Origin of the sequence: Pedobacter riviphilus (genome assembly GCF_014692875.1) — a bacterium.
Taxonomy (GTDB): domain Bacteria; phylum Bacteroidota; class Bacteroidia; order Sphingobacteriales; family Sphingobacteriaceae; genus Pedobacter; species Pedobacter riviphilus.
Genome location: NZ_CP061171.1, coordinates 937,499 through 960,058 on the forward strand (window position 1 = coordinate 937,499; position 22,560 = coordinate 960,058).

Consider the following 22,560-nt stretch of genomic DNA (forward strand, 5'->3'; position numbering starts at 1 on the left):
TTTAATATTATTTATCCTTAAAATCCAACTTGTACACCTGCCAAAAATGTACGTGGCTGTGGTATCTGCCCATCATCAATTCCGCGATTAAATATATAATCGGCAGCTCCTCCATTTGCTCCACCATTGGTTTGTGTACTAATTTCTGGATCGTACCCCTTGTAACCAGTAATGGTGAATAAATTTTGTGCAGCTACATACACCCGAAGATTGCTTAATACATTACCTGAGAAGGCTTTCAAAGCCTTTTTGGTGAAGGTGTAACCTAAGGTCACGTTACGTGCACGTAAATAGGCTCCATTCTCAACAAAAAAGTCTGACGGCCTCAAATTGCCTGTTGCCGTTACATTCTGCCCAGCTCTTGGCAAAGCAGCAATATCTCCAGGATTTCTCCACCTGTTTAAGATTGCTGTAGATGCATTATGCCCGGTTGAAGCATTTTCGGTACTGAATTTAAGCGAGTTAACCAGTTGAACACCCTGAACACCAGAGATAACGATATTAAGATCAAAGTTTTTGTAAGAGGCCCCAGCGTTAAAACCATATATAAACTTAGGAATGGCGCTGCCAAGCATCTTTTGATCTTTATCATCAACAATACCATCGTTGTTCAAATCCTTGAATATAAAGTCGCCCGGTAACAATCCAGCCTGATAAACTGCGTTAGGATTGCCTGTTTTTTGACGTGCAGCCGCATTTAACGCGTCTATCTGTGCCTGGGTAGAAGCTACATGATCTACATTATAACCGTAAAATGCACCAATGGGCATTCCTGGCTGTGTTAAAGTGATTCCATTTAAACTGTTAAAATATCCTCCTATTATCGGCGTTTGCGATTGGGCACCCAGTGATAATGTTTTATTTTGGTTATAAGCACCATTAACACTTATATTATAGCTAAAGTCAGTACCTTTACGTTGATAGCCAACCTGAAATTCGAAACCTTTATTTTGAGCATCTGCAGCATTAGTAATTAAGGTACTGTTATATCCGCTCAAACCGCCAACGCCTACGCTGGTTGGTATTGGAATAGCCACCAGCAAGCCACTGCTTTTTCGGTTATAATAATCGAGGGCTACAGTAAGCTGATTGTTCAAGAAACCAAGGTCAAGCCCAATATCAGTTTGATCTGTTTGTTCCCACCTCAACTGTGGGTTTGCAATAGAAATTACCGTTGTTCCGTTTACAAATCCTTTATTCTCACCAAGCGAATAAATCAGATTACCAGTTGGTGAACCTCCAAAAGTAAATACTTGTGTTGTGGTTAAACCAAACTTGTTATTGCCTGTACGACCCCAGCCTATGCGAAATTTTGCGTCGCTGATAAACGGAAGCGCTGATTTTACAAAACTTTCTTCACTGATCCGCCATGCAAAACCAACTCCTGGAAAATTACCATAACGGCTTTGAGGACCAAAGTTTGAGGAACCATCTCGACGGATACTTCCTGATAAAGTATAACGGTCATTAAACGTATATACCAAGCGGCCATAATAAGAAATTGCCCGGCCAAACTGGGTATAGTAACCAGATGTGTTCGCCTGACTGGTTATTGTTGGCGCTACACCAATATCTTTCACATTATCGTTTAACATTCCTGTACCCAGTACACTCAGGTATTTGCTCGATCCGGCATCAATGTAACTGGTACCGGCAGTTGCCGATATATTATGTTTACCAAACGCACGGTTAAAAGAAAGGTAGTTTTCGAAAGTATAATTAGAATAACTGTTAAATGCGCGGCCTGCCTGACGGGTAAAAGCCAAGTTATTTGAGGTAACATAGGGTATCTGATACGAATCATCCGTAGAATTACCATATACACCAGCAAGTTGCGATCTTAATGTAAGGCCCTTAATAATGTTTACTTCGCCAAAAATTTGCGGATATAACACTAAATCTTTACTTGAAAGAGTTTTAACACCCAATGCCTGTAGTGGATTTATGGCATTACTGTTATCATCAACATTGGTTAGAATGGAGTAGCCGCCCAAAATAGCTGGATCATATACTGGCTGGTATGGTGCATAAGTAATCGCGTTGCCTATACTTGCCGTTTGCCCTGTTGTATTGGTATAACGGATATTAAGGCTTTGGCCGAAATGAAAACGCCCTAGCTTTTCATCAAGTGAAAAACGGCTGTTTAATCTTTTTAGGTTATAATCTTTAACAATTGCTTGCTGGGTTAAATAACCTAAAGACAGGTTATAGGTTACCTTTTCACTGCCACCGCTTACAGTTGCATTATTTTGGGTAGATAGGGCTGTTCTAAATATCTCTTTTTGCCAATCGGTACGATCAACAGATACATAAGGGGTATTGAGTTTAGCAGGAACTGCGATATTAGTGCTGGCCGCAATGTCTTTCAGCAGATTAACATAATCGCTTGCATTGAGCAGATCAAGTTGTTTCCGCACCGTAGAGACACCAACCTGCGAGTCAAACAATACCTGTGGCGAACCGCTTTTACCTTTTTTAGTGGTGACGATAACCACACCATTGGCAGCAGCAACACCATAAATGGCTGTAGAGGCTGCATCCTTTAAAATAGTAATGTTATCAATATCCTGCGGATTGATGGTATTAAAAAGATTAGCATCGCTCTGTATGCCATCAACTACATACAATGGCTCCACATTGGTAAATGAGCCTGTACCGCGCACAATAATCTGGGCATTTGAACCAGGAGTTCCGTTTGAATTTGTTACCTGTACGCCAGGCGCCTTACCAATAAGGAGCTGCGCTGCACTGGTATTGGTGTTAGCACCTGCATCCTTGGCTGCTATAACGTTTACCGAGCCTATCAGATCCTTTTTTCGGGCCGTTCCATAACCTATAACCACAACCTCGTTGAGGGCGCTAATGTCACTCTGGAGTTTTACATTCAAAACCGTTTTGCCGTTTACTTGTATCTCCGTCTTTGCAAATCCTATAGAAGAAAATATTAGCGTGGCATTTGTAGCAGCATTAAGGCTATAAGAACCATCGGCGCCAGTAACTACACCGTTTTGCTTTCCTTTCTCCATTACTGTTACTCCAGGGAGTGGATAGTTGCCATCTGCAGCTGTTACAGTTCCTTTGATGTTAACCGTTTGCGCCATCACTGGGAAGACACCGGAAGAAACAAACAAGAATAGTAGGAGCCTTATTTTGGCTGCTATTGAAAGCCGCGTTAAATTGGTAATTTTCGTGCTCATAATTGTGATTTATTAATGGTTAGTTTAATTTTTATTATAAAATTGGGGTATTAGCAACTTTTTGGAATAACCAATCGGTTGCAGCGAGGCTGCTCATAAGGGGATGACTTTGGTTATAGGTGTAAGAATGATTATGGATTTGTATGATTAGTGTTTCTCATAGTCAAAAATATCCATTAGTGATCTCCTAGGGGGGGACATATGTTAACAGATAGCGGTACAAATGTTAACAGTTGCAAAGAAAGTTTTAAGTAGATTCCACTGATCGGCCCGAAAACCTCTCGCTATTGTTTAATTAAGCAGGTAGATTTGGGAGGATAAGCCTTACGTTACTCGGGATGATGTGTTTATAATGTGAAACCTACCATGTAAACCTGTTTTTTATAGGCACTGGGAGACATGCCTGTAAGTTTTTTAAAGGATTTTGAAAAGTAGGAGAGATTATCGAATCCGGTTTGTGTTGCAATATCTGAATAGGCAAGCCGACTGGTGGCCAATAAATACTGTGCCCGCTCAATCCGTTTTTCAAGAATGTAGGTAACCGGGCGTTGGCCGGTAAAAGTTTTAAATAAACGAGAGAAATAATCGGGGTGCTGATTAACACGGGAGGCAAGACTGCTTACAGATAATTCCTGCTGCAAATTTACAAGGATATAACCAACCGTTTCAATTATTTTGGCTGGGGCATGCCGATCCTCATGTTTACGGTGTAACTGGGGTTGGAGCAAACGTCCCATCAACTGGAGCAGTATGCCCTGGGTTTCAAGGTAACTGGATAAACCCTGCATATTGTTCAACTCCTGATATTCTTTGTAGAAAATATTTTTCTCATAAATTTTTGGGTCATCAGACCGATTAATGCCACGGCCGGGGTTTATCTCAAGCAGTCGCTTAAAAAGGTCAATGTCCATCTGTGTAGCCTTAATTTTTGAAACATTGCGGTTTCTCGCAAATAGAGAAGTCCCGTCTACAGATTCTTCAAAAAACTGCACAAAATACTGGCTTAAATATCCATTACAATGTAGATTACAAAGCGTAAAGCTGGGAATAATATATAAATATCCAGGCTCAAGCTTTAAAGACCCCGATTGATCTGATACCTCACCACTTCCATCGTCTATATAGTAAATCCGGAAATAAGGACTGATCACATTTAGGTAATTCCATTTTGCCGTTAATTTCACATAATCTACATTGAGTAGTGAAAAGGTATTTTGCAGTACTCTTTTAATCATTTTCTAAATGTCGGATTTTTACAATAAAAAGTCTAATTTATTCAAAATTAGATCGGATAACATGTTTAATTTTGATCATAACCAATTATAAAACCGTATGGGAAGGCAGGTTCTTGCAACTGACTACACTTTTGGTCGTTGCTACTGAATATTCCGCCCCGGTTCTTAACTCATTACATATAGAAACTGGAATAGTAGCGTTTAAATTATCACACAAATGAAAAAAAGAATATTCGTAAGCATTATTGCAATTTCCACGTTGTTAAATGCACAAGCGCAGCAAAACACAGCTAATCATGAGCAGGGTAAATTCAGCCCCACCGATGAATCCTTAAAACAGTATAAATATCCCGATTGGTTCCGTGATGCCAAATTTGGTATCTGGTCGCATTGGGGCCACAGGCGGTTCCAAGACAAGGCGATTGGTACGCCCGGAATATGTATATCCAGGGCAGTGACCAAAACAAATATCATGTAGCACATTACGGAACGCCTTCTAAGTTTGGTTATAAAGATATCATCCCGTTATGGAAGGCAGAAAAATGGAACCCTGAGCAATTGATGGCCCTTTATAAAAAAGCTGGTGCAAAGTATTTTGTGAGTATGGGTTCACATCACGATATGTTCTTTTTGTGGAATTCTAAAATCCACAGGTGGAATTCAGTAAACATGGGCCCCCATAAAGATGTGGTAGGATTGTGGCAAAAGGCAGCTAAAAAAGAAGGCCTTCGTTTTGGCGTTTCGGAACACCTTGCAGCCAGTTTCAACTGGTTTCAACCCAGCCATGGGGCAGATAAAACCGGCGAATTTGCAGGTATCCCTTACGATGGGCATGATCCTCAATATTCAGACCTATATCATTTGCCTGCTGATTCGAGCAACATTAAAGAATGGATTACCAACAATCCGGGCTGGCAAAAAAAATGGCTGGAAAATGTAACGGAACTCATTGATAATTATCATCCTGATTTACTTTATTCTGATAGTAAACTTCCTTTTGAAGAAATTGGCCGCACTATGGTCGCACATTACTATAATCAGGATATGGCTAAAAATAAAGGTAAGCTCGAAGCCGTTTATACCCCTAAAGAGCCATCAGAAGGTAAATGGGCACAGGATGTTGAGCGAGGGGTGCTTGATTCGATCAGCCCTTTCCCGTGGCAAACCGATACCTCAATAGGCGATTGGTATTACAGAACCGGACAGAGATACAAAAGTGCAAATGAAATTGCACAGCTTTTAGTAGATATTGTGAGCAAAAACGGCAATTTATTAATTAATGTTGTACAAGCTCCTGAAGGTGATCTGGAGCCTGATGTGGTTAAAATTGTAACAGAAATAGGCGAATGGACCAAGATTTATGGAGAAGGAATTTATGCAACCAGGCCTTGGAAAGTATATGGAGAAGGTCCTTCTACCATTAAGTCGAACCAGACGAAAGGCCATTTTGGTGGCTTAACCGATACACGGGAATACCAATCTTCAGATATCCGATACACCACCAAAGGGAAAGACCTGTTTGCATTTTGTTTAAATGTTCCACAAGCGGATATAAAAATGGAATTATTGGGAAAAAATTCTAAATATCTCGATAAACCGATTAGCTCCGTTACCCTCTTGGGCACTAAAGAAAAGCTAAACTGGACGCAAACTGATGGTTCACTGGTGATCAAAAAGCCAAAAAATTACCCTACCTGGTTGGTAACAGGATTTAAAATAGAATTTAAAAAATAATAGCATAATATTTAATCCTCTTTGATGGAAACTAAGCGCTCCACACTGGCGGTAATATTGATTACCTCACTGTTCTTTTTATGGGGATTTGCCCATAACCTTGATCCAATATTGATTCCGCATTTAAAACGGTCATTTACCCTTACTACTGTGCAGGCAACACTTGTAGATTCGGCTGTTTTTATTGCTTATTTCATTATGGCCCTGCCTGCAGGTATCATCATGAAAAAATATGGCTATAAAAGCGGAATCATTATCGGCCTTTTGATATTTTCGGTCGGGTGTTATCTATTTTTACCTGCCGCTCAGGTACAGTCTTACAATTTTTTTCTGGCTGCACTTTTTATTATTGCATGTGGACTAACCATTCTGGAAACGGCGGCGAACCCCTATATTACACTAGTTGGAAAACCAGAAACCTCTACTTTCAGATTAAACCTTGCTCAGTCTTTTAATGGTCTTGCAGCTTCACTGGCACCCATCATTGGAGGTAAATTGATATTGGTAGAGGGCGTGTCTGATGGTGCACTTGCAAAGATGGATCTGGCCGCAAGAAAATCGGTACTGGCATCAGAAGCAGCTTCCGTACAGGGACCCTATTTTGTACTCGGAAGCATATTAGTCATACTGGCTGTTATATTCTATTTTATCAAATTGCCAGATATCCGAACAAATAATGAAGGGCGCACTAAACGAAGTTTTTGGGGTGTTTTCAAGCATAAACAATTGTCGTGGGCAATAGCCGCACAGTTTTTTTACGTCGGGGCGCAAGTATCTGTATTTAGTCTGTTTATTCTTTATGCAACCAAATCGGCAGGTATTACCGAAAAAGAGGCAACATATTATTTAGGTGTATGCGGTTTTGCGTTTCTGATAGGGCGTTTTTTTACCACTTTTCTAATGCGCTTTTTTAAGGCCCACCATTTACTGGTTACCTATGCTTTTATCAGCATACTACTCTGCTTTGTTGCCATAATGGCTTCTGGCATCACAACGGTGTATGCTGTTATTGGCATCTGCTTTTTTATGTCAGTTATGTTTCCCACTATCTTCTCTTTGGGTATAAAAGATCTTAAAGAGGATACGGAACTGGGCAGTAGTTTAATTATCATGTCAATTGTGGGCGGTGCAATACTCCCGCGCTTTTTTGGATATTTAAGCGATGGAACAGGCAATATCCAAAATGGATATTATATACCGCTTGCTTGTTTTGCTGTGATTATGCTATTTGGTTTAAAAGGGCAAAAAATTACAAGAAACGATATAATTAATCAACCTAACGAAATTTTATAATTACAAATGAAAAGATACTGTTTGGCCCTTGATCTAGTTGATGATGAGAAACTTATCGCAGAATATGAAGCTTACCATGTTAATGGATGGCCTGAAATTAAGCGTAGCATAACCGATTCGGGCATACTAGACATGGAAATCTACCGCATTTCCAACCGCTTGTTTATGGTGATGGAAACATGCGACGATTTCAGTTTCGAAAAAAAGGCGCTTATGGATGCTTCCAATCCGCGGGTAGAGGAGTGGGAAACGCTGATGTGGAAATACCAGCAGGCACTGCCCTTTGCAAAACCAGGAGAAAAGTGGGTGTTAATGAAAAATATATTCCAGTTAAATGGTTAACGATAATAAAAACCAACAGCCAACCCAAAGCCTGCCTCCGGTTATCTTCGGAACCAGTAGTTTGGGGAATCTTTATCAGGCGGTAGACTATAGTGTTAAACTAGAGGTTGTAAAGGCATGTGTGGCCTCATCAAAACCCGTTGTATTTTTTGATTCTGCCGGAAAATACGGGGCAGGCCTCGCGCTAGAGTCGCTGGCGAAATGTTTAGCAGATTTAAAGGTAGATCCTCAGCAAGTCGTGATCAGTAATAAACTGGGCTGGTACAGAACACCGCTTTTAACCCCCGAACCTACATTTGAAGCAGGTATTTGGAAGGATATTGAACATGATGCTGTGCAGATGATTAGCTACGATGGGATATTAAAGTGTTTTGAACAAGGTAACAAACTGCTGGGCAATTATCAGGCGCAAATGGTTTCGGTGCATGATCCAGACGAATACCTTTCTGCAAGCGATAGCCAGGAAGATTATAAAGAACGTTATCAGCAAATTCTTGATGCCTACATGGCATTGAACGAATTAAAATCTGCTGGTTTAGTCTCATCCATTGGGGTAGGCGCAAAAGATTGGAAAATTATCCAGGCAATAACGGAAGATGTTGAGCTTGATTGGGTGATGATTGCGAATAGTTTGACTATCAAATCGCATCCTGCAGAACTGATTGCATTTATAAAGAAACTTAACCAAAAAAATATTAAAGTAATTAACTCGGCCATATTTAACGGCGGGTTTTTAACAGGCGGAGATTTTTACAATTACCAGCCGGTTGAAGCAGGCAGTTTAACCGGGAAAGCGCTTTTGGATTGGAGGGATAAATTTTTCCAGATCTGTGATCAGTTTAATGTACTCCCGGCAGAGGCCTGTTTCAGTTTTTCTGCAAATTTTTCCGGTGTAAAAAGTATCGCATTAAATACTACACGGCCAGAGAAAGTGGCTATTAATGCTGCACTGGCCCAAAAAGAAATTCCTGCTGGGTTTTGGCAGGAAATGCAAGCGCAAGGATTGATTGAATTATTAAAATAACTATGAAAGCATTAGTATGTAATACGCCAGGAGAATTTGGCTATATCAATAAGGAAATACCTTTTGTTGAAGAAGGCATGGTGTTACTCAGGATGAAAAGACTGGGGATTTGTGGTACCGATTATCATGCATTTGAAGGAACACAGCCATTTTTTGAATACCCAAGAATCCTTGGTCACGAAATTGCGGCTGAAGTAGTAAATGCCGGTACAAGCTCAGACTTTAAACCTGGAGATCTGGTTACTGTTAGTCCATATTTTTCTTGCGGAACCTGCATTGCATGCCGCAGTGGCAGAACCAATTGTTGCGTAAACATAAAGGTTTTCGGTGTTCATATTGATGGGGCCATGCAGGAGTACATCACTGTTCCGGCATCAGCAATTGTTAGTGGGGAAGGATTAACTGTAGATGAACTGGCATTGGTAGAACCATTGGCCATTGGCGCGCATGGCGTTAGCCTGGCACAGCTGAATAAAGGAGATACCGTGGTTATACTTGGAGCGGGGCCAATTGGCCTTGGCACTATCGCTTTTGCTAAAATAAGCGGTGCTAAGGTTATTGTTATAGATGTTAATGATAACAGATTGTCTTTTTGCCGTGAACGTTTTGGTATTGCACATACCATAAACCCATTAAAAGAAGACCCATTGGAGCAACTATCGCTTATTACCAATGGTGAGTTTGCAAAAGTGGTGATTGATTGCACAGGAAACTTAACAGCCATTAACAACGCCTTTAGGTTTTTGGCACATACAGGTAAATTTATCATGATAGGTCTTCAGAAAGGGACTATTGAGGTGGTACATCCGGAGTTTCACAAGCGTGAAGCGGTACTGATGAGCAGTAGAAATGCCCTGCCGCATGATTTTGCTTATGTGATTGATTGCATCAGAAAGGGGCTGATTAAACCTTTGGATTTTGTTACCCATACTGTCTCATTTATGCAGGTAAAAGAACAGTTTAATCAGTTGCTCACTGCAAATGAGTCCCTGATAAAAGCATTAATCCTTTTCGACGAATAAAACACAAATAAATCTAGTCCTGAACGTGGGCTTTAAGCATCTCATAAAAATGAATAAAATGAAAGGCATTGTAATTACAATTGTCACACTGATTTTGGTTAGTAATTTTCTGTATGCTCAGGAATATAAAATACAATCGCCAAACAAAAAGATCGAATTGTCTTTGGCTTCAAAAACTGATGATGCTTCAAAGAAGTGGTATCTTAAGGTAGACTACCTCCAGGGAGATGCTTATCAGAATGTGATTCCATCTATTGAATTAGGGCTTAAGGCCGGGGCGGTTGATTTTGCTTCCAGCATTAAATTCGACCGGGCAGATAAAGCGAAATTAATTAAAGAAACATATACTGCGGTACACGGTAAACGTAAATATTGTGCTAACGACGCAACAGAACGCAGTTTCTATTTTAAAGGCAAACAGGGAAAAGGACTCAGTATTACCTTGAGGGCATATAATGATGGGATAGCTTTCCGTTATGGCCTGACCGGAAAAAATGGTGAAATTATAGAATTGACCGATGAGCTAACCAGCTATAAAATGCCGGTAAGTGCTGAAAGATGGTTGCAGCCTTTTAAAACGAGTTACGAGAGCTATTATCCGGTTCAAAGCGGTTCTGTAGCAAAAGGAGAGTGGGGGTATCCTGCATTATTTAAAAAATCACTTGGAAAGGCTGATTGCTGGATGCTAATAACCGAAGCCGATGTGAATGGTTCATATTGCGCTACCAAACTTGGTAATAAGAACGATCAGGACAATTATAAATTGTTATTTCCTGCAGCTTCTGATGGAAATAAGGTGGGTAAGGTAAATCCAACAGTAAGTCTTCCATTCACATCCCCATGGAGAACGGTTATAATCGGAGAACTGGGGCAGCTGGTCGAATCTACGCTGGTTGACGATGTTAGTACTCCTACTAAGATAAAGGATGTATCATGGGTACAACCAGGGGCAAGTTCGTGGATTTACTGGGCATATAACCATGGTACGAAAGATTTTAAAAAGGTGTGCGATTATATCGATCTGGCCGCCCGGATGAACTGGCCTTACACGCTCTTCGACTGGGAATGGGATGCTATGGGCAATGGTGGAAAATTGGAGGATGCCGTGCGTTACGCCAACAGCAAAGGCATAAAACCCATGATGTGGTATAACTCTGGTGGTCCGCATAACGGAATATCAGCTACGCCACGTGATAGAATGTTGACCCATGAGAACAGGATGAAGGAGTTTCGCTGGTTAAATGAACTTGGCGTATATGGGATTAAAGTAGATTTTTTTGAGAGTGACAAACAAGATATGATGAAATATTATATCGATATCCTGGAAGATGCAGCAAAATTTAAATTGATGGTAAACTTTCATGGCGCAACTATTCCCAGAGGCTGGAGCAGAACCTACCCGAATTTAATGAGTATGGAGGCCGTACTCGGTGCAGAGTGGTATAATAACGGGGCCGAGCTAACAGGAAAAGCCGCTGAGCACAATGCAACCCTGCCTTTTACGCGTAACATCATTGGCCCGATGGATTATACCCCGGTAACCTTTACCAATTCGCAACATCCTCATATCACAACTTTTGCACATGAGCTCGCCCTGTCTGTGATATTTGAATCTGGTATCCAGCACATGGCCGACAGGCCAGAGGGATTTGATAACCTTCCTGATGCGCCTAAGGCATTTTTACGAGAAGTACCGGTGGCCTGGGATGATAGCCGGTTTATATCAGGATATCCCGGGAAAAACATGATTATGGCCAGGCGTAAGGGAAATGACTGGTATCTGGCTGGCATAAATGGCCTGAATAAACAAGAAGAATTTCAGATTCCGCTCGAATTTTTGAAGACGGGAAAGCGATACAAAGCAGTGCTGATTGCAGATGGCGACTACGATTCGGCATTTAACACCACTTACCTTAGCCTAGCTAAAGAAGACCATATTAAGCTGAAGTGGCTTCCGAGAGGCGGCTTTACCTGTGTGCTTAAGGAAATACAATAAATTTAAAGAGCAGGGCTAAATTTCATCTATCTATTTAGTAGCCTGCTCTTACCTTTTGATTTTGCTCACATTTGAGTGGCGGATTAATCCAGATGATTTAACCTAAATACATGAGGCATTGATCCTGGTAGCATTCAATTGATCACATGATAGTACTTGTGCCACTAATTTTTTGAGGAAACTGTTGTTGCTGCCTTGCTGTCAATTTTCAATCATTTCCTTGCTTTATCCAGGTATTTGTAAACCGTATTTTCAATTGGGTAGCTGTTCCTCCTTTATCTTTAGATGGAAATTCAGTTTCCGAAATATGCTGCTTTCTTTGAGTATACCCCAAAACAAGCCTTTGGGTAACCATTTTTCCATTTGCATTGTTTACCACATATGTTGGCATCTAATATCTTTTTTAAGCGCTATTGTCTCTTTTTCTCCAGCAGTAAAGTCTAGTGTTTTTCCAGTCTCTTATTTTTTATCCGCCTCACTTACGGCGTTGTGTTTAACCGTAAATGCGGTTATCGCAACAAGAACAATCGGCAATAGGTATATGTTTTTTCCATAAGTTTAAAGATGATGCCGCTTCACAAGCAATTTTATGATTCAGATCATCAATAATTTTTTAAAACAAAGATTTTATCTTATTATTTCTAAATATCAACCAATATTTATGTGTTTGTCTATACCCCACAAAGTGATTTTTTTTTGTTTTGTAATGTTTTGGTTATTAGAGTCTTGTGTATTTTTTTTCGTGATTTTAAGTTTAATAATTTGCCGTCTGAAGCAATATAGTTAACAAAATTTCTCTTCTCTTTATCATTTGAAGCATCCCCAGGTTTCATCTGAAACTATATTTGATATTCATAAAGCCAGTAATTAATGGTATACCACGGACTTATTAATGTAATAAAATAAGTGTATGGTAGCTAATAAGTAAATATCATTTTACCGGTCAAACAAACCAAAATAAACCAAATATGAACCAAACAATTTTTATCAGAAAATTGCCAGCTTTTATGCTCTTGGTAATTTTCTTAATGCTCCTGCATTTAAAAGGTTATGCCCAGGATCGATTAATTACCGGAAAGGTAGTGGCTAACGAAGATTCCTCTCCTTTATCGGGAGCAACTGTACTACTAAAAGGAAAGAATAAATCAACAGTTACAAATGAGCAAGGACTATTTTCCATACTTGCAAAAAAAGGAGATGTTCTCATTTTTAGAGTAGTCGGCTTTAAACAGCAGGAGCTAACGGTAGGTGATGTCAATATCATGAATGTGACCCTAAAGGGTGAACGTACCAATTTGGATGACGTTGTTGTTATCGGTTATGCTAAGATAGCAAGAAAAGATGCGACGGGTTCAATAGGTTCAATATCTGGAGATGAGTTACGTCAAACACAGCCAACTACTTTTGATCAGGCCCTGCAAGGTAAAGTTGCCGGGGTTGTGGTTCAACAGGTATCGGGTCAGCCTGGTGGTGGTGTATCTATCCAGATCAGGGGCGTGTCGTCAATAAGCGGTTCTAATTCACCATTGTTCGTTATAGACGGTGTTATTATCCCGCCCGTAAACGATCCTGGTAATGGGTCGAATCCTTTAAATGCCATCAACCCTGCCGAAATAGAATCAATAGATGTATTAAAAGATGCTTCGGCTACTGCTATTTACGGTTCGCAGGCAACCAATGGCGTGGTGGTAATTACCACGAAAAGAGGTAAGGTAGGGGCACCAAGCATAAGTTATGATGTTTATGGAGGTTACCAGGAAATACCTGGGCGATTACCTACAATAGACTTGCAACAGCTTGCAACATTTATTAACGCCAGGGCTGCAGTTTGGGGTTTCGACGCAAGACCAGAATTTGCCAATCCACAATATTTAGGTAAAGGTACCGACTGGCAAAAGGAATTGTTCCGTAGAGCACCGATGCAGAATCATACTATTACTCTAAAAGGAGGTGATACAAGAACGCAATATTTACTGTCAACCTCTTATTTCGACCAGGAAGGTATAGCCCTTGGATCTGATTTTAAAAGGTATTCGGTAAGGTTGAATTTGGATAATAAAACTACAAACTGGCTAAAAATAGGAACCAGTCTTCAATTGGCCCACGTAGATGAAAACGTAGCGGCAACGGGTAGCAGTGTAATTCTTACCGCGCTAAACAATACACCTGATATACCGGTAACCAACTCTGATGGTACCTGGGGTGCGGTTACAAACAACAGTGGCTGGGTACAGCCTTCAGCGAATCCGGTTGCACTGGCTACCATTATTAAAAACCTGAGAAAGCGAAATCAGATTTTTGGAAATGTGTATGCCGAAATACAAATAGCTAAAGGATTATCATTGAGAAATGAGCTATCGGGTAATTTTGATTTTACCACCGAAGATTATTTCTCTCCGAGTTATACTTTTGGTAAAGGTACGCCAAGTCAGAATAGTGGTTCTACATCAGCCGGCCAAAATTTCTATACCGTAATACGTAATTTTCTGAATTACAACCATACTTTCGGAAAAATCAGATTGGATGCCTTGGCTGGGCATGAGTCGCAGGAAAGCACATTTCATAATGTTAGTGCCGGCCGTATCAATTTCCCTTCAAACAATGTACAGGCCATTAATGCCGGCGATCCAACCACAGCTACTAACGGAGGCGATAATTCATTATCAAACCCGAAAGGTGGTAGTGCGCAGGAATCATACTTCGGCCGTATCAATCTTTCATGGGATGATAAATACCTGTTAACCGGTAATATACGGAGAGATGGTTCTTCTAATTTCCCTGCTTACAACCGTTGGGTAACTACCTATTCGGGTGGATTTGCCTGGAAAATTAAAAATGAGAAATTTTTGAAAGATGTTGAAAGTATTAACGACCTGAAACTGAGGTTAGGATATGGACTGACCAACAACCAGGGTATACAGGGAAATACTTTTATCACTCAGCTTACCTCAGTGCCCAATGGCCTGTCGGGTACGGCACAATTCCAGAGCAATTTGGCCAACCCGAATGTAACCTGGGAAAAAACAGATTATTACAGTGCAGGAATCGACGCTTCATTTTTTAATGGCAGGTTAAGTTTTGTACTGGATGTTTATAACCGCCAAACTGACGGACTTTTATTAAAGGTGCCACTTCCTTTATATAGTGGAACTTCGGCAGGTTATTCGCCTGGAAGTATGGCGGCTCCTTATGTGAATGTTGGTAAGGTGAGCAATAAAGGAGTCGATTTCCAGATCAGTTCTACCAACATCAGTACTGAAAAATTCAATTGGAAAACTAATTTTACCATCTCCAGAAATGTCAATAAAATAATCTACTTAGGCTCTGGTGGTGATCAGGCCAACTTAAGTACATCATTTAATAACGATATCATTCAAACAACAGTGGTAGGTCAGCCTATAGGCCAGTTTTATGGTTATCTGTTTGATGGGGTTTTTGCAACGCCACACGATCTTCAAACTCATGCCAGGCCAGTTAACTCAACCGGTAATCCTTATCCGGTATCTGCAGCGGGCGGAGGAATCTGGTATGGCGACCGTATGTTTAAAGATTTGAACGGCGACGGTATTATAGACGCTAAAGACAAAACTTTTCTGGGCTCTCCATTGCCAAAATTCCAGTTTGGTTTCAATAATACATTTACCTACAAAAATTTTGATCTGAATGTTTTCTTCAGCGGAAGCTATGGCAACAAAATATTCAATCAGTTAAAGGTATCTCAAACCGATCCGCAAAACAATTCAAGCTATTTTTCGGCAATATTAGATTATTCGAGACTGGCTTTAGTAGATCCAAACGGCTCTGCAACAGATGTTAATAACGTGTATGTTACCAACCCGAACACCACTATTGTAAGTTTGAGAAACGATAACACCAATGGTAATAACCGTCCAAACAGTTTGTTCATTGAGGATGGTTCATTCATAAAATGTAAAAACATTACATTGGGTTACCGCTTGTCTGAAAAACTCTTGTCAAAAATACACATCCGTTCGGTGCGGGTATACGGTACAGTGACCAATGCATTTATCATTACGAAATATTCGGGTATGGATCCTGAAATAGGTTCGTGGAATCCCCTTGCGGCAGGATGGGATAATGGTTATTATGCTCAGCCAAGAGTGTTCACTCTGGGAGCTAATATAACCTTAAATTAATAAAACGATTACCGATTTAAAAATAGGTTCATGAAATCAATTAACAAAACGATTATAACCATCCTGTTATTTGCAGTAGCAATTGCAGGGTGTAAAAAGAGTTTCTTAGACCGTCCGTCTAACTCGCAGATCAGTTCTAATAACTTTTATAAATCAACTTCCGACTTACGGCTTGCCACTGCGAGCTTATATGCTGGTGCGCAATGGTCGAGATGGAACAGAAGTGGGATGTTGCCGTTTGGCGATGTGCTGGCAGGTACCGGTAGTTTTGCATATAGCCAGGATTTGGTTCAGCTTTTTACGCGTACCATTACTGCTCAGAACAGTTACGTTTCAGAAGCCTGGATTAGTTTATACAATGTTATAGGACAATCCAATACGGTTATTAATGCCATAAAGGAGCAGGCTGATGCGTCAATCCCACAAGCGGATAAAAATGCGGCTATAGCCGAGGCAAAATTTATCCGTGCCATGGCTTATTATTATTTGGCTATTTATTACGGTGCTGTGCCTATTATTGAAGATAATAGGAAATTGATCGACAACCCACTGCTTAACCGCAATATTATGTCGGATGTTTACAAATTTGCAACTAACGACCTGACTTATGCGGCACAATACCTGCCTAAAACAGATCAAAAAGGCAGGCTAACAACCTGGTCGGCACAGGGTATGCTGGGTAAAGTATATCTGACGATGGCAGGTGTAGGCAAAAGTGGTGGTGTACGCAACCAATCTTTGTTAGACAGTGCTAAAAAATATGCAGGCAATGTATGTAAAAACAGTGGATTGACATTATTTCCAAGCTACTATGATCTGTTTAAGGCGCAAAATAACGATAGTCCGGAATCACTGTTTGCGCTTCAATGGACTGCAGGGGTTGGCTATGCTACGGGTAACGATTTGCAAACATGGTATGCACCAACCGGCGAAGTACTTCCTCAAAAAACAGGTGGATGGCAATCTTTAGCGCCAACTTACGATTTATACCGGATGTATTCGCCTAAAGATACGGTGAGACGAAAAGCGACCATTATGCTTAACGGAGATTTTTATCCTGAATTGAATCAAGCCGCTGGTGGCTATAAGGCCACTGGTACAGGCATGAAAAAACATATTATTGGTAACGAAAAAGACAACAACGCACCAACTATGGGATCATGGTCTTCTATAGAGCACAACTCGCTACTGAGGTTGGCCGATGTGTACCTGGTTTATGCCGAAGCTATTTTGGGTAATAATACCAGCACAAGTGATGCAGATGCGTTATTGTATTTTAATAAAGTGCGTACAAGGGCCGGTGTAGATCCGGTAACTTCGATAACCCCAAATATGCTGCGGATTGAACGGAGAGTTGAGCTGGCTTACGAGGGCCAATATTGGATAGACCTTGTGAGGTTTTCTTATTATGATCCAACCAATGCGGTGAAATGGCTTAATGATCAGGATGCTACTCACGGACGGATTGGGTTTACGTATGATCCTGTAACGAAAATAGCGACAAGGGATACTACTGCACTACCGTCTACACTTCCGGCCACTATAAGTTCATTTACGTTGCCAATCCCGGCATCAGAGATGACCAGTTCGCCGAAACTTGCAGAGCCACCCGTACCATATTATTAATTAGAACATTAAAAATAAATATTATGAAAAAGATAATATACCAAATCTTTTCTTTGTTGGCGCTTTGTCTTATAGTTACGGCTTTACTGCCGGCCTGTAAAAAAGATGCAAAAGACAAAGGAGCTCCTGTTATTACGAATATCAGGAGCTACGTAGCCTCACCTAATGATACGGTTTTGAAGAGCGCAGTGGCAAATGGCCAATACGTGGTTATAACCGGCGAAAATCTCAGGTACGCTACCCGGATAAGCTTTAACGGGGTTGATGCCACCTTTAATACTGCGCTATTTGCATCTAACAGTGCAGTGGTGCAGATACCTGCCATGGAATATTCAAAACTTGATACGACTAAACTCTATACGGTAGATTATGTAACAACAAGTGGTTCTACCACATTTTCGTTTAAACTGGGGCCTGCAGCACCTAAAGTTACAGGCGTATCTAACTTGTATGCTAATCCGGGCGATTCAGTATATGTTTTTGGTACAGACTTCTTTTTTGTGAAGCGCTTTTCGTATAGGGGCACAACTATTCAATCGTTTAAATTGAATCCTCTCGGAACTTCCATTGGTTTTATTATGCCGGCTACAACAAGCAATGATATCATATCTGTAAGCACTAAAAGTGGCGACGTAAATTTCAAAATAGTGGCAACACCAATTATCGCCAGTGTTTCGAATGAAAATGCCAACCCGGGCGATTCGGTATATGTTTATGGTACTTATCTAAAAAATATCCAAACGCTAAACTATGCCGGTACTGCAATTACTTCTTTTAAATCAGCTGCTAACGGAAGTTCGGTAGGATTTATTTTACCTACGCTTACGCATAGTGGACCGGTATCCATTACCACCTCGTTTGGTTCAACCAGTACCATATACAATGTAAACGATACAGAAACCGGCTCTATTTCAAATTGGGACAGTAATTTCAACTGGCAATATTGGGGAGCCGGAAAACAGACTCAGGGAGACTCACATTTCGCTGGAAATTCAAGTACCTATATGGCTATGGATATTAGCGGGCTATCTCAGGGTGATGGCATGCCATGGACAACCAATATACCAATGAACGGCGCACAATGGGTGCCGGCAGCGAATATTGCCGATTCGGTTAGTCACTGGGCATTTAAGTTTGAAACCAATATCCCACGAGCATGGAATGGCACTACAGTGAATATTGTAACCGGAGTGGGTGGCTTTATAGCCCGGTGGGAGCCATGGCAAAAAACGGCTACTACCACCGCGCCTTATACCACTAAGGGTTGGGTAACGGTAACTATTCCGTTAACATCATTCCGTAAATCAGATCCAACGCTTGGTGAGGGTAAAGGCGATTCCATCGCTAAAATCGCCGATTTAACAGGACCATCAGGAAATACCTCATGCATCTTGTATGTACATAACTATGGAACTGCTGCAGGGAGTTTTTACGGGGCCTTCGATAATTTGAGGGTGGTAAGGATTAAGTAAATTAATGAAGCTGTATCATAAGTATGAATTGTCATCCTTGAACTTCCCGAAGTTTCGGGACAAGTAATCGAAGGGCCTCTTTTAAATATCTTAAGGCATTTCGACAGGCTCAATGTGACAGATATGGTGGGAAACTACAACTTATGATACAGCCTCTTGTAAGCAATAATGGTGTACTTGTTTAAACATAACATATGACAATAATAAAGACGCAGAATATATATAAGGTTTTGGGAATATTTCTCGGGATTTTACTGGCAACATCCTGTAAGAAATCGCAAACAGAATCTGCACAATTAACACTTTCTAATATAACACAGGCGATCTCAGAAGAAGGCGGTACGGTGGGGTTGAGCTTTACAAGTGACGCCGATTGGAGTGCTACAAAAGAAGGTGCTGAATGGTTAAGCTTAAGTCAAACTTCGGGCGGTAGCGGAGCAGGTACCATTAATTTAACCGCTTCATCAAACTCAACAGGGGCTAGCCGTTCAGTAGTGCTAATCATAAATTCAACCAATGGACAAAGAAGACGGATTACAGTAACACAAAATGCCAAAATTTATCCATCATATAATATATCCCCTAAAGCGGCAGATGCAGCTGGTATGAATAGTACAGCGATGGAATTGTGTAATAAAATGACTATGGGATGGAATATTTATAACACTTTGGATGCGCCAGGATGGGAAACCGGGTGGGGACAGCCGCCGGTTACCCAGCAACTGATTGATTTGGTAAAATCAACCGGCATGAATGCAATAAGGATTCCTGTTACTTGGAGTAATCACATCATAAATAAACAGACTCAGGAAATAGACCCGCTTTGGCTCGCCCGGGTAAAAGAAGTAGTTCAATATTGTTTTAATGCTAAGATGTATGTGATACTTAATACCCATCACGATGGTTATATAGATTGCAAAGTTACAGGTGCTAAACAGGATACTGTTAATGCCAAGCATAAGGCGATCTGGCAGCAAATAGCCACAACTATGCGCGATTTTGACGAGCATTTGATATTTGCCAGCGCAAATGAGCCTGAAGCAACAACTGACCAGGAAACCGCTACTTTAATGCGTTATCATCAGTCATTTATTAATGCAGTACGTTCTACCGGTGGTAAAAATGCCTATCGTGCATTAGTGCTTCAGGCGCCTAATACATCACTTACGTTGATGAACGAACAACTTAACCCGGCTAATGTATATAAAAGAGCAACATTGCCTAGCGATGCTGTTCCTCAAAAAATGATATTGGAATTCCACTATTACAGTCCGCCAAATTTTTGCATTATATCTGAGGATGCAAGTTGGGGAAAAGCATGGTATTTCTGGGGATCCGGTTTTCATACTAAAAATCCGCTCTTCCTGGATCGTAACTCTTCGCCTGCATCAGAAGAAGCTTCTGTTGACGCTGCAATGCGCTCTGTGAAAACAAATTTTACGGATAGGGGTATCCCAGTTATTATGGGCGAATATGATGTATCGTACCACGCTGATAAATTAAAAGGATACCCGGCTGATTCATTATTGGCATTAAAATCGGGTTGGCATTTTTATGCTTATGTTACAAAACAAGCCAAAGTGAATGGTATAGTGCCATTTTTATGGGCCAGCGGTATCTTCCAACGTCCATTTAAAAATGGTGTAGCCGCACCAGCTTATATAGGAGATCAGGTAGCATTAGATTCGCTGAAAAAGGGCGCAGGATTTTAGTAGAAACGTGATAAATTACCTCTCAACTACCCAGGTTCGGTTTTATCGTGCAAAGAAGCGAAAGCTTAAGTGCGATAAAAACTGCACTTGGTTTATATCTCGAACCTATTGACACGATCCTATCGTGCCACCGCAATTTTTTGTTGATGTGCCGATCCTATAATTTAAAAACAATAAAAGACAGACCTATGAATCATTTAAAAAAAATAAATATTAAAGGACCTCAGCCCATTTTAGTATTTATGATTTTATTTAACTTTTTTACTGCATCCTGCAAAAAGAAGGAAAACGTTGAACCACAGCTCAGCATTTCTTCATCCGAAATTGCTTTTCAGCCAGAAGGCAGTGTCTCAAACGTAACAGTTGCCAGCAATGGTAAATGGAGCACTAAAAATCCTGCCGACTCCTGGTTACAGTTAAACCAGGTGGCTGGAAATGAAGGAAATACAGAACTGAAATTAACTGCGGTACCTAATACCACTGGTTCTTCCCGTTCCGTTATACTGACGGTTACTTCAGACAATGGCCAGGCCAGAAGGCTTACACTCTCGCAGGCCAGCGTTTTGTATCCTTCGTACAACACATCGCCTAAAGCGCCAGACCAAACAGGCATGAGCAGTAATGCTGTGCAATTGGCAGCTAAAATGAAATTGGGATGGAATATCGGCAATACAATGGAATCACCCGGAGGTGAAAGCGGTTGGGGTAACCCACAGATTACTGAATCGTATGTTAAATTTTTAAAGCAGACTGGTTTTAATGCGGTAAGGCTTCCATGTTCGTGGGATTGGTATCACTTAAGCGATCGGTCAAAGGCTACAATAGATCCTGCCTGGCTTAACCGCGTTAAGGAAGTGGTTAAATACTGTGTTGATAATGATATGTATGTATTGCTTAACATCCACTGGGATGGTGGCTGGTTGGATCATAACATCAATGCGGCTAAAAAAGACTCGGTTAATGCCAAACAGAAAGCATATTGGGAGCAGATTGCCACCACGATGAGAGATTTTGATGAGCATTTAATGTTTGCAAGCGCAAACGAGCCGCCTGCTGAGAATGCTGAACAGATGGCGATACTCAACAGTTATCACCAAACCTTTATCAATGCAGTTCGTTCTACCGGTGGCAGAAACAGTTATCGTGTGCTGGTTGTTCAGGGGCCTGGTACCGACATAGATAAAACCAACAATTTAATGAATAGTCTGCCTACCGATCAGGTTCCTAATCGCTTAATGGTAGAAGTGCATAATTATACGCCTTCACAATTCACAATTCTGGATAGTGACGCAAGCTGGGGTAAAATGTTTTATTACTGGGGAACAGGTCATCATTCTACTATTCAGCCCGACCGTAACGCCACCTGGGGCGAAGAGAGCGAACATATCCGGATATTCGGTCTGATGAAATCTAAATTCATTGATAAAGGAATTCCGGTAATATTGGGCGAGTACGGTGCTTATAAAAGGGGAGGCAGCAGAAACGTTCCTTTAGACCTGGCTGCACATAATGCTTCGGTAGATTATTGGAATAACTATGTAACCAAACAAGCTATTCAGTTTGGCCTTAAGCCTTTCTTTTGGGATACCGGTGGTGCATTAGACCGCAGAAACAATACAGTGCTCGATCAAGGTACCATAAATGCCCTTGTAACAGCAGGTAAATAGTAATGTTATACTGTAAATGTAAGGCCCAAATAAAAGATCCAGTGCCTGATCAATCGCAGTTTAATAAAGAAAATAAATTTTCT

The 22,560-nt window shown here is 40.8% G+C and carries 14 protein-coding genes and 1 pseudogene; 12 read left to right on the forward strand and 3 right to left on the reverse strand.

Features of this window, described 5'->3' with window-relative positions:
- Positions 1-17: 17 nt before the first annotated feature.
- Both H9N25_RS03980 and H9N25_RS03985 read right to left on the reverse strand, forming a co-directional pair.
- On the reverse strand, positions 18-3,197 hold the full coding sequence (locus H9N25_RS03980) for a SusC/RagA family TonB-linked outer membrane protein (RefSeq protein ID WP_190328020.1): 3,180 nt from the start codon (positions 3,195-3,197) through the stop codon (positions 18-20).
- Positions 3,198-3,544: 347 nt separating this feature from the next.
- Positions 3,545-4,432, reverse strand: a complete 888-nt coding sequence (locus H9N25_RS03985) for a helix-turn-helix domain-containing protein (protein WP_190328021.1) — start codon at positions 4,430-4,432, stop codon at positions 3,545-3,547.
- A gap of 217 nt (positions 4,433-4,649) precedes the next feature.
- Here H9N25_RS03985 and H9N25_RS03990 point away from each other — a divergent pair.
- The 7 genes and pseudogenes from H9N25_RS03990 to H9N25_RS04015 form a co-directional block, all read left to right on the forward strand.
- Positions 4,650-5,740, forward strand: a pseudogene (locus H9N25_RS03990) (alpha-L-fucosidase); the annotation flags it as partial.
- A 9-nt stretch (positions 5,741-5,749) separates the two neighbouring features.
- The gene (locus H9N25_RS24900) at positions 5,750-6,166 is read left to right on the forward strand and encodes an alpha-L-fucosidase C-terminal domain-containing protein (protein ID WP_255524644.1); all 417 of its coding nucleotides are present in this window, start codon (positions 5,750-5,752) and stop codon (positions 6,164-6,166) included.
- A 24-nt stretch (positions 6,167-6,190) separates the two neighbouring features.
- Positions 6,191-7,459 (forward strand): L-fucose:H+ symporter permease, encoded by a 1,269-nt coding sequence (gene fucP, locus H9N25_RS03995; RefSeq protein WP_317169939.1) that lies wholly within the window; start codon positions 6,191-6,193, stop codon positions 7,457-7,459.
- Positions 7,460-7,465: 6 nt separating this feature from the next.
- Positions 7,466-7,801 (forward strand): L-rhamnose mutarotase, encoded by a 336-nt coding sequence (locus tag H9N25_RS04000; protein WP_167293507.1) that lies wholly within the window; start codon positions 7,466-7,468, stop codon positions 7,799-7,801.
- Positions 7,794-8,825 (forward strand): aldo/keto reductase, encoded by a 1,032-nt coding sequence (locus tag H9N25_RS04005; protein ID WP_167293508.1) that lies wholly within the window; start codon positions 7,794-7,796, stop codon positions 8,823-8,825. Before H9N25_RS04000 ends, H9N25_RS04005 begins: the two co-directional genes overlap by 8 nt.
- 2 nt (positions 8,826-8,827) lie before the next feature.
- Complete coding sequence (locus tag H9N25_RS04010; RefSeq protein ID WP_167293509.1) at positions 8,828-9,847, forward strand: zinc-binding alcohol dehydrogenase family protein; 1,020 nt, start codon at positions 8,828-8,830, stop codon at positions 9,845-9,847.
- Between the two features lie 58 nt (positions 9,848-9,905).
- The gene (locus H9N25_RS04015; RefSeq protein WP_190328022.1) at positions 9,906-11,843 is read left to right on the forward strand and encodes a glycoside hydrolase family 97 protein; all 1,938 of its coding nucleotides are present in this window, start codon (positions 9,906-9,908) and stop codon (positions 11,841-11,843) included.
- Between the two features lie 208 nt (positions 11,844-12,051).
- Here the strand turns inward: H9N25_RS04015 and H9N25_RS04020 are convergent, their stop codons facing one another.
- A complete protein-coding gene (locus H9N25_RS04020) occupies positions 12,052-12,234 on the reverse strand; it encodes a hypothetical protein (protein WP_190328023.1) in 183 nt (60 codons plus the stop codon).
- A gap of 577 nt (positions 12,235-12,811) precedes the next feature.
- Here H9N25_RS04020 and H9N25_RS04025 point away from each other — a divergent pair.
- The 5 genes from H9N25_RS04025 to H9N25_RS04045 all read left to right on the forward strand — a co-directional run bounded on the left by H9N25_RS04025 (position 12,812) and on the right by H9N25_RS04045 (position 22,477).
- A complete protein-coding gene (locus tag H9N25_RS04025; protein ID WP_190328024.1) occupies positions 12,812-16,000 on the forward strand; it encodes a SusC/RagA family TonB-linked outer membrane protein in 3,189 nt (1,062 codons plus the stop codon).
- A 30-nt stretch (positions 16,001-16,030) separates the two neighbouring features.
- Positions 16,031-17,626: a RagB/SusD family nutrient uptake outer membrane protein gene (locus tag H9N25_RS04030; protein WP_167293512.1), complete on the forward strand. Its 1,596-nt coding sequence runs from the start codon at positions 16,031-16,033 to the stop codon at positions 17,624-17,626.
- A gap of 23 nt (positions 17,627-17,649) precedes the next feature.
- Positions 17,650-19,098 (forward strand): glycan-binding surface protein, encoded by a 1,449-nt coding sequence (locus tag H9N25_RS04035; RefSeq protein WP_190328025.1) that lies wholly within the window; start codon positions 17,650-17,652, stop codon positions 19,096-19,098.
- A 194-nt stretch (positions 19,099-19,292) separates the two neighbouring features.
- Positions 19,293-20,810 carry a cellulase family glycosylhydrolase gene (locus H9N25_RS04040; RefSeq protein WP_190328026.1) on the forward strand — a complete coding sequence of 506 codons (1,518 nt, stop codon included), beginning with the start codon at positions 19,293-19,295 and terminating at the stop codon, positions 20,808-20,810.
- Between the two features lie 188 nt (positions 20,811-20,998).
- Complete coding sequence (locus H9N25_RS04045) at positions 20,999-22,477, forward strand: cellulase family glycosylhydrolase (RefSeq protein ID WP_223833570.1); 1,479 nt, start codon at positions 20,999-21,001, stop codon at positions 22,475-22,477.
- The last annotated feature ends 83 nt before the right edge of the window (positions 22,478-22,560 follow it).